Below are 15,156 nucleotides of genomic sequence, written 5' to 3'. Positions count from 1 at the left end.
TATTGAATGGCGCATCGAGTAATCATAAGTGGTGGTGGAACGGGAGGACATATCTTTCCTGCGATAGCGATAGCCAATGCGTTGAAAAACCTGTCTCCAGATATTGAGATCCTGTTTGTAGGAGCCAATGGTAAGATGGAGATGGAAAGAGTACCGGCAGCGGGATATGAAATAGTAGGGTTGGATATCGTTGGGATCAACCGCCAGTCCTTACTTAAAAATATTAGTCTTCCCTTCAAGATGGTAAAAAGCTTGTGGAAGGCGAGGAAAGTTCTTAAAGATTTTAAAGCGGAAGCAGCAATTGGTGTTGGAGGTTATGCATCGGGTCCATTATTGATGATGGCGAATATGATGGGATTACCTACCGTAATCCAAGAGCAGAATTCTTTTGCCGGGGTTACTAACAAGAAGTTGGGAGCAAAGGCAAAGAAGATCTGTGTAGCCTATGAAGGTATGGAAAGGTTCTTTCCAGCGGACCGCGTCTTGTTGACCGGTAATCCTATCCGTAAATCTTCAGTTGCTATCGAAGGTAAACGAGAGGAAGCAATCCATGCTTTTGGATTGGACCTGGACAAGAAAACTTTGTTGGTCACTGGAGGAAGCTTGGGCGCATTGACCTTGAACGATAGCATCAAAGGAGGGCTGGAGAAGTTGGTAGCGGCAGGGATTCAAGTGATCTGGCAATGTGGTAGCTACTATTACGAGAAATTGAATGCTGAATTAGCAGATCAATTACCAGACTCGATCAAGTTGATGCCATTCTTAGAGCGCATGGATTATGCTTATGCCGCAGCTGATGTCATCGTGGCTAGAGCAGGTGCAGGAACCATATCGGAACTATGTGTGGTAGGAAAGCCAGTGGTATTGGTGCCTTCGCCGAATGTCGCAGATGACCATCAGACAAAGAATGCAAATGCCCTGGTTGAGAAAGATGCCGCATTGATGGTGAAAGATCAAGTAGCGAGGGAAGAGTTGGTGAATACGGTCCTAGGGTTATTCCGAGATGAGGCCAAACAAAGGCAACTAGGTGAACACATCCTGAAATTGGCCTTGGCTGACGCGGATGAGGTTATCGCACAAGAAGTATTGAGTATAATAGAAAAATAGAAAATGAATATCGACAAAATAAAAAGAGTTTATCTCCTGGGTATCGGCGGAATCGGCATGAGCGGATTGGCTCGTTATTTTAGTCGTTTGGGCTGTGAGGTGGCTGGTTATGACCGTACCTCCACAGAGCTTACCAGAACTTTAGAAGCGGAAGGAATGCCAATCAGTTATTCTGATGATGTGGATTCAGTTCCTGCTGCTTTTAAATCGGCAAGCGATGAGACCCTGATTATTTTCACTCCTGCAATTCCGAAGGACCTTAAATTGAAAGCGTTTTTTCTTGATAATGGTCATGAACTGTTCAAACGCTCTCAGGTATTAGGTTTTATCTCGGCGAGCCGATTTACTATCGCCGTTTCAGGTACGCATGGAAAGACAACAACTTCTACCATGGTAGCACATGTTTTGAAACATTCTGGTTTTGATTGCTCGGCATTCTTGGGCGGAATCAGTACAAACTATCAGAACAACGTGCTTTTTGGAGAAAATGATGTAGTGGTGGTGGAAGCCGATGAATATGATCGCTCTTTCTTGACCCTGCATCCTAATATTGCCATCGTGACTTCTGCGGATGCAGATCATTTGGATATCTATGGCGACCCTCAAGAGTTGATTACTTCTTTTGAGATGTTCCTGGATAGAGTCGTAGATGGCGGAAAGAAAATCGTGAAAGTAGGATTGCCATTTACAGGTGATATTAGCTATGCAAGAGAGCAGGTTTGCGATGCCTATGCTGAAAATGTAAGGGTAGAAAATGGTGAGTTCTATTTTGATTACCATTCTGCTGATTTAGTGATCAAGGATATCCATTTGGGGATTCCGGGATTGCATAATGTTGAAAATGCAGTAGCGGCCATTACGGTTGCCCATCTATTGGATATTTCAGCGGATAAAATCGTGGCGGCATTGTCGGATTTCCAAGGTGTGAAAAGACGCTTTGAATATATCGTGAAGTCTGATAAGAATGTGTACATCGATGATTATGCACATCATCCAGAAGAATTGAGGGCATTTTTGACCTCGATGAGAAAGCTATATCCGAATAAGAAATTAACGGTGGTTTTCCAACCGCACTTATTCAGTAGGACTAGGGATTTCGTGGATGGCTTTGCAGAGGTATTAGCATTGGCAGATGAACTTCTTTTGATGGAAATCTATCCTGCTAGAGAATTGCCCATTGAAGGTGTTGATTCAACTTGGTTGTTGAATAAAATCGAATTGGACAACAAACGCTTAGTAAGCCCAGAAGAAGTTCTGGAAATCGTGAGAACAGAAGATCCAGAGTTATTGGTAACTGTTGGAGCTGGAGATATTGATAAACTGGTAAAACCACTTAAAGAAGAATTGAACCATGCTAAATAGAATAAGAAATATACAATGGCGTCAAGTCGGCTATTTTTTCTTAGGATTAGTGGCGATCGTTGGAGTGGGGATGTTGATGAGTTTGGTCAACAAGAAAGACCAGGTGCAGGAATGTATCGCACTGAAAGTGATGGTAGAAGGGAAAGAGACTTTCATTGATCAAAATGATATTTCATCGATGATCAAAGAGAAGTTTGGAGCAGTGGTTGGCAAGCAATTGAACCAATTGCCATTGCAACAGATCGAAACAGAACTAAAGAAATCCCCTTATGTATCCAATGCGGATGTTCATATGGATATGGATGGAACGATGCGAGTTGCAGTTCAACAGCGCGAGGTTGTTGTAAGGATTATCAATCAAGGCGGACAAGAGTTTTATGTAGACTCGAAAGGCAATAAGATCCCGGTGACTTTGAAGTATGTGCCACATGTGATGGTTGCCAATGGAAATATCAAAGAGGGCTACAAAAAATCATTGGAGCCTGTAAACAGCCAATTGGTGAAGGACTTGGTGAAAATCGTTGAAGAGACCAAAACCGATGAGCTTTGGAGCAACCAGATCGTCCAGCTTTATGTCAACGATGAAAAGGATATCGAGATTGTTCCTAGAGTGGGTAGCCAGCAGCTAATCATCGGCAATGCGGACTCTTTAAGTTACAAATTGGACCGATTGAAGAAGTTTTATACACATATCCTTCCGAAGGTGGGATCCGATGCATATAGCAAAGTGAATGTGAAATACAGCGGACAGATTGTCTGCGAACGCAAAGGCGATTGGTTTATCGATAGCCTACAAATGAAAATTAACAAGAAGATTTAAGAAACAAAATTACATACAGCATCAAACACAGCATATGAAACCTAGAATTGTAGAAAATGAAAAAGAAAATCCAATTATCGTTGGATTGGACATCGGTACGACAAAGATCTGCGTCACTGTAGGTCGTCGTAGTGGATCGAACAAGGTTGAGTTATTAGGTGTAGGGAAAGCGGAGTCTGCCGGCGTTAATCGTGGAGTTGTTGCCAACATCCAGAAGACGGTGACCAGTATCCGTGAGGCTGTTGCTGTGGCTGAAGGTCAATCCAACGTTGACATCAAAGTTGTCAATGTAGGTATTGCCGGACAGCACATCAAGAGTATCCAACACCGTGGTATTTTAACAAAGAATGACGATGATGAAATCGGACGCCTAGATATCGAGCGTTTGATCTCGGACATGTACAAATTGGTTCTTCCTCCGGGAGAAGAGATCATCCATGTTTTACCACAAGAATTTACCATTGACAACGAGCCGGGTATCAAAGAACCTATCGGTATGGCAGGTAGAAGAGTGGAAGCAAACTTCCATATCATCTCAGGTCGTGTTACCGATATCAAGAACATCAAGAGATGTGTGGACAACTCTGATCTTGAAGTTTCTGAATTGATCCTTGAACCTCTTGCATCATCCGAGGCTGTGTTGGATGAAGAGGAAAAGACTGCAGGTGTTGTGTTGGTGGATATCGGTGGTGGTACCACAGACGTTGCAATCTTCCATGAAGGTATTATCCGCCATACGGCAGTAATTCCTTTGGGAGGAAATATCGTGACGGAAGATATCCGTCAAGGTTGTGCCGTGTTACGCAATCAAGCAGAGCAATTGAAAGTAAGATACGGATCAGCTTTAGCAGATGAGAACAAAGAAAACGAGGTTATCTGTGTACCTGGTATTAGAGGAAGGGAAGCTAAAGAGATTTCTGTAAAGAACTTAGCATATATCATTCAAGCGAGAATGGAAGAGATCATTGAGCACGTGTTCTATGAAATCAAATCTTCAGGTTATGAAGACAAATTGATTGCCGGGATCGTGATCACTGGAGGTGGTGCGCAATTGAAGCATTTGGTTCAGTTGGTAGAGTATATCACAGGAATCGATTGCCGCATTGGCTACCCGAATGAATACCTTGCAAAAACCGATATGTTGAACAAGCAGGCTTTCGAAGAATTGAAAAGCCCATTGTACGCAACAGGTATCGGATTGTTGATCAAAGGGATTCAGTCGATCGAAGAGGAAGAGAAAAGAAATGAGGAAAAATTCATCAAAAAGACGGCTACTACACACGTAAAAGTGAAAGAAGGCGTTAAAGAAATAGCGGAAGGTCAAAACAAAAAAGAAGGGTGGTTGACTCGTTTTTTAGGCGATTGGATCAAAGATGGAGCGGATATAGACGACGACACTTTCATCGGTAAGAAATAATTATCAACATCAGCTTGTTTTTTCCACATTTTAACAAATGTGGAAAACTCTTGTTAAGAATTTGGTAATATTACATTAGAATTGTTGACTTGCGTTGTGTTAACGTAAAGGCTTGATGAAGAATTAAATAGGATAAAATATATGTCGATACAATTTGAAATGTTAAAGGAGAACTCATCAATTATCAAGGTAATTGGTGTAGGTGGGGGCGGCGGAAACGCAGTCAATCACATGTATAAGCAGGGAATTAGTGGTGTGGATTTCATAGTTTGCAATACGGATGCGCAAGCTTTGGAACTAAGCCCTATTCCAAATAAGGTGCAATTGGGAGCGAGTCTTACAGAAGGTATGGGTGCTGGCGCTGATCCTGATGTTGGTGAAAACTCAGCCATCGAAAGTATTGAGGATATCAAACGTATGTTGGGTACCAATACAAAGATGCTTTTCATTACTGCAGGAATGGGTGGTGGTACTGGTACTGGAGCTAGTCCGGTGCTTGCTAAGGCAGCGAAGGAATTAGGAATCTTGACCGTTGCGATCGTTACAACTCCATTCACATTCGAAGGTAAACGTCGTCGTATGCAAGCAGAAGACGGTTTGGGAGAACTTCGCAAATACGTTGACTCTTATTTAGTTATTTCAAACGACCGTTTGCGCGAAATCTTCGGGAACTTGACGATGACTGCTGCATTTGCTAAGGCAGATGATATCTTGACCACTGCGGCCAAAGGTATAGCAGAAATCATCACCATCCCTGGATATGTAAACGTCGATTTCAAGGACGTTCGTACCGTAATGAACGATTCTGGTGTTGCGATCATGGGTAATGCCGTGGCAACAGGTGAACAACGTGCATTAGATGCTGTAACTGGTGCGTTGGCATCACCATTATTAAAAGACAATGAAATTGAAGGTGCTCGTTACATCTTATTGAACATTACTTCCGGTACTCGTGAGGTAACAATGGATGAGGTTGCGATCATTACGGATTACATCCAAGAAAAAGCTGGTCTTTCGGCTGACTTAATCTGGGGTAACTGTATCGATGCAAACTACGAAGAGGAACTTTCAGTAACTATAATAGCAACTGGTTTTCAAACTTCTGAAGAGCGCGTGAAGGAAAAAGAAATGGAAAAGATTGCCATTCCTTTGACTCCTGAGGTGTCGACTTCAGCTTTCGTAAAACCGGTAACTACCAATCAATTCGTGGATAGAACCAATACTGAAGCCAGTGCTTTCGTAAAGCCTAGTACTCCAGTGGATACCCCTACGAATCAAGCTCCACAGAGCGATTTGTTTTCAAACAAGGCAGCAGTAGCTGCTCAAGCAAATGCCGTGGAGAAAAACGATTCCCAAATCGTTCGCCATACATTGGAATTAGATGATAACTCTGATGTGGAAGAAATTGAAGAAGATGCAAATCCACACGGATTTGAATTGAAAACTTCTCCTTCTTTGTTCGAGTTCAAGTTGCCTACTGTATTTGATACATACAAGCCTGCTGAAGAGAAGGAAGAGCCAACTCCAGAACCGGTGAACGAAGTAGCTCAGCCAAAAGCTGAAATCGAGTTGGAAGAAGCTAAGAAAGAAGAAAGCAATTTCGAAGATCAATTGTTGAAAACCAAGGAACGTATCCTTCGTTTGAAAGAGTTGAGCATGAAATTGAAGTCTTCAAATGGTCTTCAAGAGCTTGAGAATGAGCCTGCTTACAAAAGAAAGCAAAAAACATTAGACGATGTGCCTCATTCATCCGAGTCTCAGGTTTCCCGTTTCACCCTATCTTTTGATGATGGTGAGACTGAAATCAGACCAAACAACTCTTTCCTACACGATAATGTAGATTAATCTTATCCTATTTAATAAATAAAGGGTGGCTTGAAAAGGTCACCTTTTTTGTTTTTTAGATTTTGTTTATAGAAAAAAGATGCTAATTTTAAGTGAGTTACTATAAAAAATTATAAACAAAACTAAAAGTTATGGCAAGTATTGATAAATTCAAAGAGTTGAAGTCTCTAATTGACGGATTAGAACATGACGCAGACAAGTTTTTTGCAAAAGGAAATAGTGCCGCTGGTACACGCGTAAGAAAAGGTCTGCAGGATATTAAGACTTTAGCCCAGGATCTACGCCTAGGAATCCAAGATCTCAAAAACAAAAAATAAAGATCTTTAAACCCTATTAAGAACTAAGCCCATTTTTGGGCTTTTTTTATGTGTATATTCGAATAAACTAGATATAAGATGAAACAGATCCAGAATCCCATTTGGTTGATGAGCTCCGCTTACGATCAATTGGGACAAGCAGAACTTTTAGATACCGCTTCCCGTTTAGGCGCGCAGGGCATTGATCTCTGTGTATTCCGTAAGGATGGCGCACGAGCCGACCATACCGCCACCCATTTAGATTATGATGGCTTTGGACCAGAGGAAGCCAAGAGAACCTTGGAGGCCTTCAATAATAAAGGGCTTAGGCTTTCTTTGGGCGCCTTTGAGAACATGATCGGCGGTGATGAAGGGGAAAGGCTGAAAAACCAAAACCATCTCTTAAAACTGATTAGAATAGCCAATTTGCTTGGTGGTGATGAGAACAATGTAATGGTTGGGACCTTTGTAGGTTATAACCATGAGCTTGGAAATCAGATCGACGGCTTCCAAAAGAACCTGGATGAGTATAAAAGGGTCTTTGAACCCATTATTCGCTATGCAGAAGACTTAGGGGTTACCGTGGTCTATGAGAACTGCCCGATGGAAGGATGGCGATCTTTCCGTTACACTAGCACCTTCAATAATCTCCCTGGGGTTTTGGCTGCGCGCAAGTTGATGTATGCCATGATTCCGAGCAAGGCACATGGCGAGATTTATGACCCTTCCCATGATATCTGGCAAAATACCGACCCGGTTGAAGTCATTGAAGAAATGGATATTGATCGCTTAAAACGTGTGCATGTCAAGACCACGCGGATGTTGAGCAGCAAAGGTAGGATTGAGTGGGGTGGGATGTACCCTATGCAACATGTCAATGCTGATCTGGCTCAATTAGCAGGTGTAAGTGTTCCCCAAAGTGATTGGGACCGCCATCATTATACGGCTATGCTTCCAGGCTTCGGCGGTACGGATGATATGGACTGGAACAGTTTTGTGGAAACCCTTCATGACCGCGGTTTTTCTGGACCTTTTGAAATCGAAAACGAAGCAAAGAATTCCAAGGACACCCATAACCTGGCAGCCATTAACCAAGGCGCCAAAGCCTGTATCAGCTTCCTTTCACCCTTGTTATGGAAGCTAGACTCCCAAGGCTATGAGTTTACTGAACAGAAAGCGCTGAAATTAGTCTCACGAGAAGACATTCCCGTGAAAAGCATGGGTGATTTGACCTAGCTAGATCAAAAACCTAAAAAAGAACCTATAAAAAAATAAGGAATAACCATTTGGTTATTCCTTATCTGCGTTCATTTTGAACAGCGATATCAAATCTGGAATGTTGTGCACACCCAGTTTCTCGAAAATCCTACTTTTATAGGTACTCACGGTGGAAGAACTCAAGTTCAACCTGTTTGAAACCTCAATAATGCCCAATCCTTCGATTAGATGTCTTGCCACGTCCATTTCGCGGTTAGATAGTTTGTACAATGGGTTCAAGCTATCCACCTTGGATTTGCTGGTGGTCAGTTTCTGAACATAAAGGTCCTTAATGGCTTCAGACATATAGCGTCCCCGTTCAAAAATGCTGTTGATGGCATTGGTGAATTCGGTCATGCTCGTAGTTTTGTTGACATATCCCGCAGCACCTGCCTCGATATAGCGAAGAGCATACAGGGTCTCGTCATACGAAGAGAAGACTAAGATTTTTAAGTCAGGTTGCATGTCCAACAACTCTTTGATCACCTTGATGTTATTGCCCCCAGGCATATTGATATCTAGGAGAAGTAAATCAAAATTTGTTGTCTTTAATTGTGCAAATACCTCATCATATGTCTGCGCATGGACAATCTCAACAGTCTTTAAAGTCTCTTTAATGGCAGTTGAAACCCCCAGACGGACAATAATATGGTCGTCGGCTATTAATATTTTTTTCATAAAGTTATTACACAAATTACCCTAGATCCACATGATTTTAATAATTTCCCAACAGTTGGAATAGGGTTGAAAAATTATATTTAGTAGTTAATTTGTTTCCTCAAATATAATAATTTTATATGTATTCGCTCTGTATAAAAATTAAATTAAAGTTTTGCGTACAGTCTCCATGGTAGAAGTACTTAGTGTACATTAAAAATACTCATTTATTTTGAAATTAATTTCAATTTATGATTGTAAACAGCTTTTTTTGTAAGATATTCAATACATTGCACAACTATTTAAGTAAAAACAATTTAAACATATTATATTCACTTTTAGACTATTTAACTTATGGGATTTTTAAAAGAATTTAAAGAATTCGCTATGCGCGGCAGCGTGATTGACCTAGCTGTCGGTGTTGTTATCGGTGGTGCATTTGGAAAGATCGTGACCTCTTTGGTGGACGATATCATTATGCCCCCAATCGGATATCTCACTGGTGGTGTAGATTTCTCTGCCATGAAGTATGTGATCAAAGAAGGAAACGAAGCTGCAGGTGTGGCTGAAGTGGCCGTTACTTACGGTAACTTCATCAACGTGTTGATCCAGTTCCTGATCATCGCTTTCTGTATTTTCTTGGTGATCAAAGGGATCAATTCCTTGAAAAAAGAAGAACCAAAAGAACCAGAAGCAGCTCCAGCACCAACCAAAGAAGAAACTTTGCTTACTGAGATCCGCGATATTTTAAAAAATAAATAAGCATTAAATATATGCTCTAAAGCAAATTATGCAGGTTATTCGCCTAAATAATTTGCTTTTTTTTATTTATTAGATTTAGAGTGTTGCGTATGTGTGAAATAAACTTTATTTTTGCATTCCTCTTTTGAGGGATAATTTGATTAAAAGTATTAAAACAAGCATAAAAGCGTCATGAAGAGAACATTTCAACCTTCGCAAAGAAAAAGAAGAAATAAACACGGATTCAGAGAGCGTATGAGCTCTGCAAATGGTAGAAGAGTACTTGCTGCTCGTAGAGCAAAAGGAAGAAAACGCCTTTCAGTTTCTGACGAAAGCCGTCACAAAGGTTAATCTTGCGCTCGCCGGTGATATAGGGACCGCGCTGTTTTAGCCGGCTTTATGGTCATCGTGATGAAAAAATATACATTTAAAAAAGAAGAACGATTATGTAGCAAAAGGTCTATTGACGATCTTTTCCATAATGGTTCTTCTTTTGTTGTATATCCGTTCCGAGTGGTCTTCCTCAGCAAACCCGCCGATCCCGAACAGAAATTCCCCGCCCAGGTCATTACCTCCGTTCCCAAGAAACGCTTCAAAAGAGCGGTGGACCGGAACCATATCAAAAGACTTACCCGGGAAGGTTACAGACTCGAGAAAGGCAAACTCTATTCCTTTTTACAAGATCATTCCTTAAATTTGTTGTTGGCCATTCAATACGTCAGTAATGAAAAGCTACCTATGGATACGCTTCAGGGCAAGCTTGGTCAATTGATCGGTAAACTAGAACATGAAATATCTAAATCTAATTTGGGAAAAAGGGATTAAGCTGCCTCTAAAGTGGCTTTTTTTACTCATTATCAAGATTTACCAGCTATTTCTGTCCCCACTGTTAGGCGCTAGTTGCCGTTATTCCCCAACCTGTTCCCAATACGGCAAAGAAGCAATTCTTAAGCACGGACCCTTTAAGGGCGGTTGGCTAACTATTAAACGTATTGCCCGTTGCAATCCTTGGGGTGGTCATGGGCATGATCCAGTTCCTTAATTCAATATGTCAAATTCCTACATCCTTTCCATCGAAACTGCTACCAATCTTTGCTCAGTTTCCCTTTCCAATCATGGTCAAAATCTATTCAGTGTGGTCGGCAATGAACCTAATCTTCACGCGACCAAATTGACCGTTTTTATCCAGGAATTAATGGAGAAGGCTGGAATGTCCCTTGATCAGCTGTCCGCAGTAGCGGTTAGTATGGGTCCTGGGTCTTATACCGGATTGCGAATCGGCGTCTCTACTGCCAAAGGACTTTGTTACGCCTTAGATATCCCGCTTATCGCTAATAATACCTTAGAAGCCCTAAAAGATGGCTTTATCGCTAAAAATCCCCAGTCCAAGGATAAAGTCCTGTTGTTGCCCATGATTGATGCAAGGAGGAGAGAGGTGTACACGGCTATTTTCCATGCTGATGGAAGCCTGTATAAGGAAACCGAAGCCTTGATCATCGATGAGCACACTTTTGATGCCTACCTCAATGAGGGTTACCGGTTGATCCTCTTTGGCTCAGGTGCCGATAAATTTATCCCGACTTTTGAGCATAACGATAAGATCCAAGTAGTGGCTCAATTCGATTCCATTGCCAACTACCAAGATGAAGTTTCCTACAAGAAATTTGTGGGGCAAAAATTCGAAGATGTGGCTTATTTCGAGCCATTCTATCTGAAAGATTTTGTGGCTACCACGCCGAAGAAATCCCCTTTGCTATAACCATCTTTTCCGCTTGAACCAGATATAGATCATCAGGGAAACCAATACCACGACGATCCAGACTGCAGGGTAGCCAAATAGCCATTCCAGTTCGGGCATGTATTTAAAGTTCATGCCATATACCCCAACGATAAACGTCAATGGCATAAAGAACACGGAGATAATGGTCAGGATTCGCATAATCTCATTGGTATGGTTGGATTCTATGTTAAAGTAAACGGAAAGCAACTGAGCCGTATTTTCGCCAATATTCCGATAAAGGGTGTTTGTCCTTGAATAGATATCCCTTAAATCCTGCGTATAGATGTTTTGGTATTCCGGCATATGGAAATAGTCCACAATATCCTTGTATAGCGTCAAGATGATCTTGATAAGGTCCACCTGTCTCTTCAGGTAATATAGCTTCATCAAGAAAGGCTTCCGCTTGCGGTGCAAAAACACGATCTCCTCATAATCATCCAGCTTCTCCGCCAGATCATTGATGACCAGGTTCTCAAATGTTTTCAGCGATTGGGAGACCAAGCTATTGACCAAACTCTTGCTGGACTTCAGTTTTTTGTTGGTCTTGTCCAATTCAATCAATTCATTCAGTAGGGGAATTTCATTTCTATGGACCGTAATAATGAAATCCTCATCATAAAAAACCGAAATACGAAGGGTAATATCCGCGAGGGTGTCCGAATTTTCCGGAAAGGCATCCGCAATGGAACGCAGGATCAGGAAATGGTAATTTTCGAATTCCTCAATCTTTGGAAGGTGGCCGATTTCAAGACAGTCTTTGATGGAAGCATCGTTCAGGTTGTACTTTGCCTTGAGTTCGGTAAAGTCCTCTAGCGTAGGGTCAAGGATCTCGTACCAATCGTAACCATTTTCTTCTTTTCGGATTATATGTCGTACCATGTATCGGGTTTAAAGATGAAATTTAGTGAGATTATAGCAAATTACAAATTCGAATTGTAAGGCGTAGCATTCTTCTCCTTGTTTTGCCGCGATTTAGAAAGCATAAAAAAAGCCCCGATCGATCGGGGCTTTTACATGATATCCTTTACTGCTTATTTTTTATCAGCAGCACTTTTGTCTTTGTATTCCTTGTTTAGGGCATCCAAAACTTCGTTGGTGATGTCCATTTTAGGGTCAGCATACAATACCGCAGGGTTGGTTTTTGAGTAGGTCAAAACCAATTTGTATCCTTTACCTTCCGAGTGTTTCTTCAGGTGGTCGGTAATGGTGGTGTATACTTTAGTGAATTCAGTCTGTTCTTCTTGTGCAATGGAAGTAGAAGCATTTTGGTCCATACGGCCCAAGTCATTTTGGTGTCTTACCAAACGTTCTTCCGTAGCTTGACGCTCCGAAGCACTCATGGTAGCTGCCTTTTGTTGGTATTCAGCCAGTTCACGTTGGTAAGCTTGTCCTTTCGCTTGTAGGTCGCTCTGTGCTTTTTTCACTTTAGCTTCCAATTTGGTGCGAACGTCTTTGAAATATTGGTATTTCTCAGATAAAGTATCCGAGTTTACATATGCGATTTTGTCAGTAGGGTCAGGTGTAGTAGCGGTAGTTGTCGCTGCTGAAGGTGATTTTTCAGCTTGGGTACTAGCCTGTTGATTACAAGATACGATTGCTGCAGTGGCAACAAGACCTAAGGTAATTTTTAATAGTTTATTCATTCTGTGTTTTATATTTCGATTTTCTTAATGACAAACCTAATATAAAAAATTCAATTATTCTAAAAACGCTGCTATTTCCTATGGAATTTAAATAGTGAAATTATGTTAATTTTGCTCGTTCACGTTGCCTTTTTTATTTGATTATTAGGGGAAAATTTCGTATTTTTGAAAGTTAATCAACAGTAATTTTAAAGGATTTTCATGAGCGAAGAAATTAAAAATGCATCTACGTATTCAGCGGATAATATCCAGGTATTAGAAGGATTAGAAGCTGTACGTAAGCGCCCTTCCATGTACATCGGTGATACAGGCGTAAAAGGCCTACATCACTTGGTTTATGAAGTAGTCGATAACTCTATCGATGAAGCTGTTGCCGGTTATTGTAACGACATTGTCGTAACCATTCTAAAATCTAACGGTATATCGGTTCGCGATAATGGTCGCGGTATTCCGACAGGAATCAATAAGAAAGAAAAGAAATCTGCTTTAGAGCTTGTAATGACTGTATTGCACGCCGGTGGTAAATTCGACAAAGATACCTACAAGGTGTCCGGAGGTTTGCACGGTGTGGGGGTATCCTGTGTGAATGCCCTTTCCATTCATTTACGCGCTGAAGTACATAGAGAAGGTAAAATCTTTGTCCAAGAATATGTACAAGGAAAGCCTCAGGATGATGTAAAAGAAATCGGTACCAGTGATGTCACCGGAACCATTGTTACATTTATCCCTGATTCGGAAATCTTTACTACTACCACCGTTTATAACTACGATACTTTAGCAAACCGTCTTAGAGAGCTTTCCTTCTTGAACAAAGGCATTAAGTTGACCTTGATCGATGAAAGGGAAATCTTGGATAACGGCGAGTTCAAGAAAAATGTATACTTATCTGAAGGTGGTCTTCAAGAATTCGTGAAATTCTTGGATGGAAACAGAACCGCTTTGATCCCTGAGCCAATCTATGTGGAAGGTATCAAACAAGGGGTTCCTGTTGAGCTTGCACTTCAATACAACGATACTTACTCAGAGAATGTACATTCTTACGTAAATAACATCAATACCATCGAAGGTGGTTCTCACGTTGCTGGTTTCCGTAGAGGATTAACCCGTACCTTGAAGAAATACGCTGACGATTCGGGTCTATTGAAAAACCTAAAAGTCGAGATCACCGGTGATGACTTCCGTGAAGGACTTACTGCGGTAATCTCGGTAAAAGTTGCAGAACCTCAATTCGAGGGACAGACCAAAACCAAATTGGGCAACTCGGAAGTAATGGGTGCCGTAGATGTTGCCGTAGGCGAGATCTTGAGCTCTTATTTGGAAGAGAACCCGAAAGAGGCTAAGCAAATCGTTCAGAAGGTAGTGATAGCTGCCCAAGCTCGTGCTGCTGCGCGTAAGGCAAGAGAATTGGTGCAACGTAAAACCGTAATGGGCGGTTCTGGTCTTCCTGGAAAACTGGCTGACTGTTCGGATAGAGACCCTGAAAGATGTGAGATCTTCTTCGTCGAGGGGGATTCAGCGGGTGGAACAGCTAAACAAGGCCGTGACCGTGCTACGCAGGCCATCATGCCTTTGCGTGGTAAGATCCTGAACGTGGAAAAAGCCATGGAACATAAGATCTACGAAAATGAAGAGATCAAGAATATGTTTACCGCTTTAGGGGTGTCGATCGGTACTGCCGAAGATTCCAAAGCGCTGAACATCGATAAACTTCGTTATCACAAGATCATCATCATGACGGATGCCGACGTCGATGGTTCGCACATTGCAACCTTGTTGTTGACCTTCTATTTCCGTTACATGAAAGAATTGATTGAACGTGGTTATGTCTATATCGCAACGCCACCATTATATTTGGTGAAGAAAGGTAAAGACTTTGAATATGCTTGGACCGAAGATCAACGTTTGGCAGCAATCCAACGTCTGAAAGGTGCAGGAAAAGAAGATAGCGTACATGTTCAACGTTATAAAGGTCTTGGAGAGATGAACGCTGAGCAATTATGGGAAACCACCATGGATCCTGAAAGACGCACGCTTCGCCAAGTAACCATTGAAAACGCTGCAGAATGTGACCGTATCTTCTCTATGTTGATGGGTGATGAAGTTGCTCCTCGTAGAGAGTTTATCGAAGCGAATGCACGTTACGCAAAAATTGATATCTAAGAATAGATCAAAATATAAGTTTCACAGATTAAAGGTGGTCGAGATTATTTTCGACCACCTTTATTTTTTCT

Annotated in this window: 16 protein-coding genes; 13 read left to right on the top strand and 3 right to left on the bottom strand. The window is 41.5% G+C overall.

The features are described 5' to 3' along the window. Positions 1-6 precede the first annotated feature (6 nt). From murG to CKW03_RS15150, 7 genes are all read left to right on the top strand, one after another. The gene (murG, locus tag CKW03_RS15180; RefSeq protein WP_093098383.1) at positions 7-1,107 is read left to right on the top strand and encodes an undecaprenyldiphospho-muramoylpentapeptide beta-N-acetylglucosaminyltransferase; all 1,101 of its coding nucleotides are present in this window, start codon (positions 7-9) and stop codon (positions 1,105-1,107) included. A 3-nt stretch (positions 1,108-1,110) separates the two neighbouring features. Then, positions 1,111-2,469 carry a UDP-N-acetylmuramate--L-alanine ligase gene (gene murC / locus CKW03_RS15175; RefSeq protein ID WP_093098382.1) on the top strand — a complete coding sequence of 453 codons (1,359 nt, stop codon included), beginning with the start codon at positions 1,111-1,113 and terminating at the stop codon, positions 2,467-2,469. Beyond that, the gene (locus CKW03_RS15170; protein ID WP_093098380.1) at positions 2,459-3,289 is read left to right on the top strand and encodes a POTRA-like domain-containing protein; all 831 of its coding nucleotides are present in this window, start codon (positions 2,459-2,461) and stop codon (positions 3,287-3,289) included. The genes murC and CKW03_RS15170 overlap by 11 nt, the downstream gene beginning before the upstream one ends. Positions 3,290-3,323: 34 nt before the next feature. Next, positions 3,324-4,706, top strand: a complete 1,383-nt coding sequence (gene ftsA / locus CKW03_RS15165) for a cell division protein FtsA (RefSeq protein WP_093098379.1) — start codon at positions 3,324-3,326, stop codon at positions 4,704-4,706. A 141-nt stretch (positions 4,707-4,847) separates the two neighbouring features. Beyond that, positions 4,848-6,551: a cell division protein FtsZ gene (gene ftsZ / locus CKW03_RS15160; RefSeq protein ID WP_093098377.1), complete on the top strand. Its 1,704-nt coding sequence runs from the start codon at positions 4,848-4,850 to the stop codon at positions 6,549-6,551. A 131-nt stretch (positions 6,552-6,682) separates the two neighbouring features. Next, the gene (locus CKW03_RS15155) at positions 6,683-6,868 is read left to right on the top strand and encodes a BF3379 family histone-like protein (RefSeq protein WP_093098376.1); all 186 of its coding nucleotides are present in this window, start codon (positions 6,683-6,685) and stop codon (positions 6,866-6,868) included. 78 nt (positions 6,869-6,946) lie between these two features. After that, positions 6,947-8,083, top strand: coding sequence for a sugar phosphate isomerase/epimerase family protein (locus CKW03_RS15150; RefSeq protein WP_093098374.1), 1,137 nt, complete (start codon positions 6,947-6,949; stop codon positions 8,081-8,083). Between the two features lie 54 nt (positions 8,084-8,137). Here CKW03_RS15150 and CKW03_RS15145 read toward each other — a convergent pair whose 3' ends face one another. Next, complete coding sequence (locus tag CKW03_RS15145) at positions 8,138-8,782, bottom strand: response regulator transcription factor (RefSeq protein ID WP_093098373.1); 645 nt, start codon at positions 8,780-8,782, stop codon at positions 8,138-8,140. A 333-nt stretch (positions 8,783-9,115) separates the two neighbouring features. Between CKW03_RS15145 and mscL the strand changes: the two genes are divergently transcribed. The 5 genes from mscL (at position 9,116) to tsaB (ending at position 11,261) form a co-directional block, all read left to right on the top strand. Continuing rightward, complete coding sequence (gene mscL, locus CKW03_RS15140) at positions 9,116-9,523, top strand: large-conductance mechanosensitive channel protein MscL (protein WP_093098372.1); 408 nt, start codon at positions 9,116-9,118, stop codon at positions 9,521-9,523. A gap of 171 nt (positions 9,524-9,694) precedes the next feature. Then, positions 9,695-9,853 (top strand): 50S ribosomal protein L34, encoded by a 159-nt coding sequence (gene rpmH / locus CKW03_RS15135; protein ID WP_093098370.1) that lies wholly within the window; start codon positions 9,695-9,697, stop codon positions 9,851-9,853. Between the two features lie 60 nt (positions 9,854-9,913). Continuing rightward, positions 9,914-10,327: a ribonuclease P protein component gene (locus CKW03_RS15130; RefSeq protein ID WP_093098510.1), complete on the top strand. Its 414-nt coding sequence runs from the start codon at positions 9,914-9,916 to the stop codon at positions 10,325-10,327. Beyond that, positions 10,290-10,544 carry a membrane protein insertion efficiency factor YidD gene (yidD, locus tag CKW03_RS15125; RefSeq protein WP_093098368.1) on the top strand — a complete coding sequence of 85 codons (255 nt, stop codon included), beginning with the start codon at positions 10,290-10,292 and terminating at the stop codon, positions 10,542-10,544. The genes CKW03_RS15130 and yidD overlap by 38 nt, the downstream gene beginning before the upstream one ends. 6 nt (positions 10,545-10,550) lie before the next feature. Beyond that, positions 10,551-11,261 (top strand): tRNA (adenosine(37)-N6)-threonylcarbamoyltransferase complex dimerization subunit type 1 TsaB, encoded by a 711-nt coding sequence (tsaB, locus tag CKW03_RS15120; protein WP_093098366.1) that lies wholly within the window; start codon positions 10,551-10,553, stop codon positions 11,259-11,261. On the opposite strand, the gene CKW03_RS15115 is transcribed toward tsaB, so the two are convergent. Together CKW03_RS15115 and CKW03_RS15110 are read right to left on the bottom strand one after the other, a co-directional pair. Continuing rightward, on the bottom strand, positions 11,256-12,161 hold the full coding sequence (locus tag CKW03_RS15115) for a CorA family divalent cation transporter (protein ID WP_093098365.1): 906 nt from the start codon (positions 12,159-12,161) through the stop codon (positions 11,256-11,258). The genes tsaB and CKW03_RS15115 overlap by 6 nt on opposite strands. A 152-nt stretch (positions 12,162-12,313) precedes the next feature. Then, positions 12,314-12,925 carry an OmpH/Skp family outer membrane protein gene (locus CKW03_RS15110; RefSeq protein ID WP_093098363.1) on the bottom strand — a complete coding sequence of 204 codons (612 nt, stop codon included), beginning with the start codon at positions 12,923-12,925 and terminating at the stop codon, positions 12,314-12,316. Between the two features lie 201 nt (positions 12,926-13,126). On the opposite strand from CKW03_RS15110, the gene gyrB reads away from it, so the two are divergent. Further along, positions 13,127-15,085 carry a DNA topoisomerase (ATP-hydrolyzing) subunit B gene (gyrB, locus tag CKW03_RS15105; RefSeq protein WP_093098362.1) on the top strand — a complete coding sequence of 653 codons (1,959 nt, stop codon included), beginning with the start codon at positions 13,127-13,129 and terminating at the stop codon, positions 15,083-15,085. The last annotated feature ends 71 nt before the right edge of the window (positions 15,086-15,156 follow it).

Source organism: Sphingobacterium mizutaii (assembly GCF_900187125.1).
GTDB lineage: Bacteria > Bacteroidota > Bacteroidia > Sphingobacteriales > Sphingobacteriaceae > Sphingobacterium > Sphingobacterium mizutaii.
Note: the sequence above shows the minus strand (reverse complement) of the source record. Positions and strands in the feature narration are given on the sequence as shown.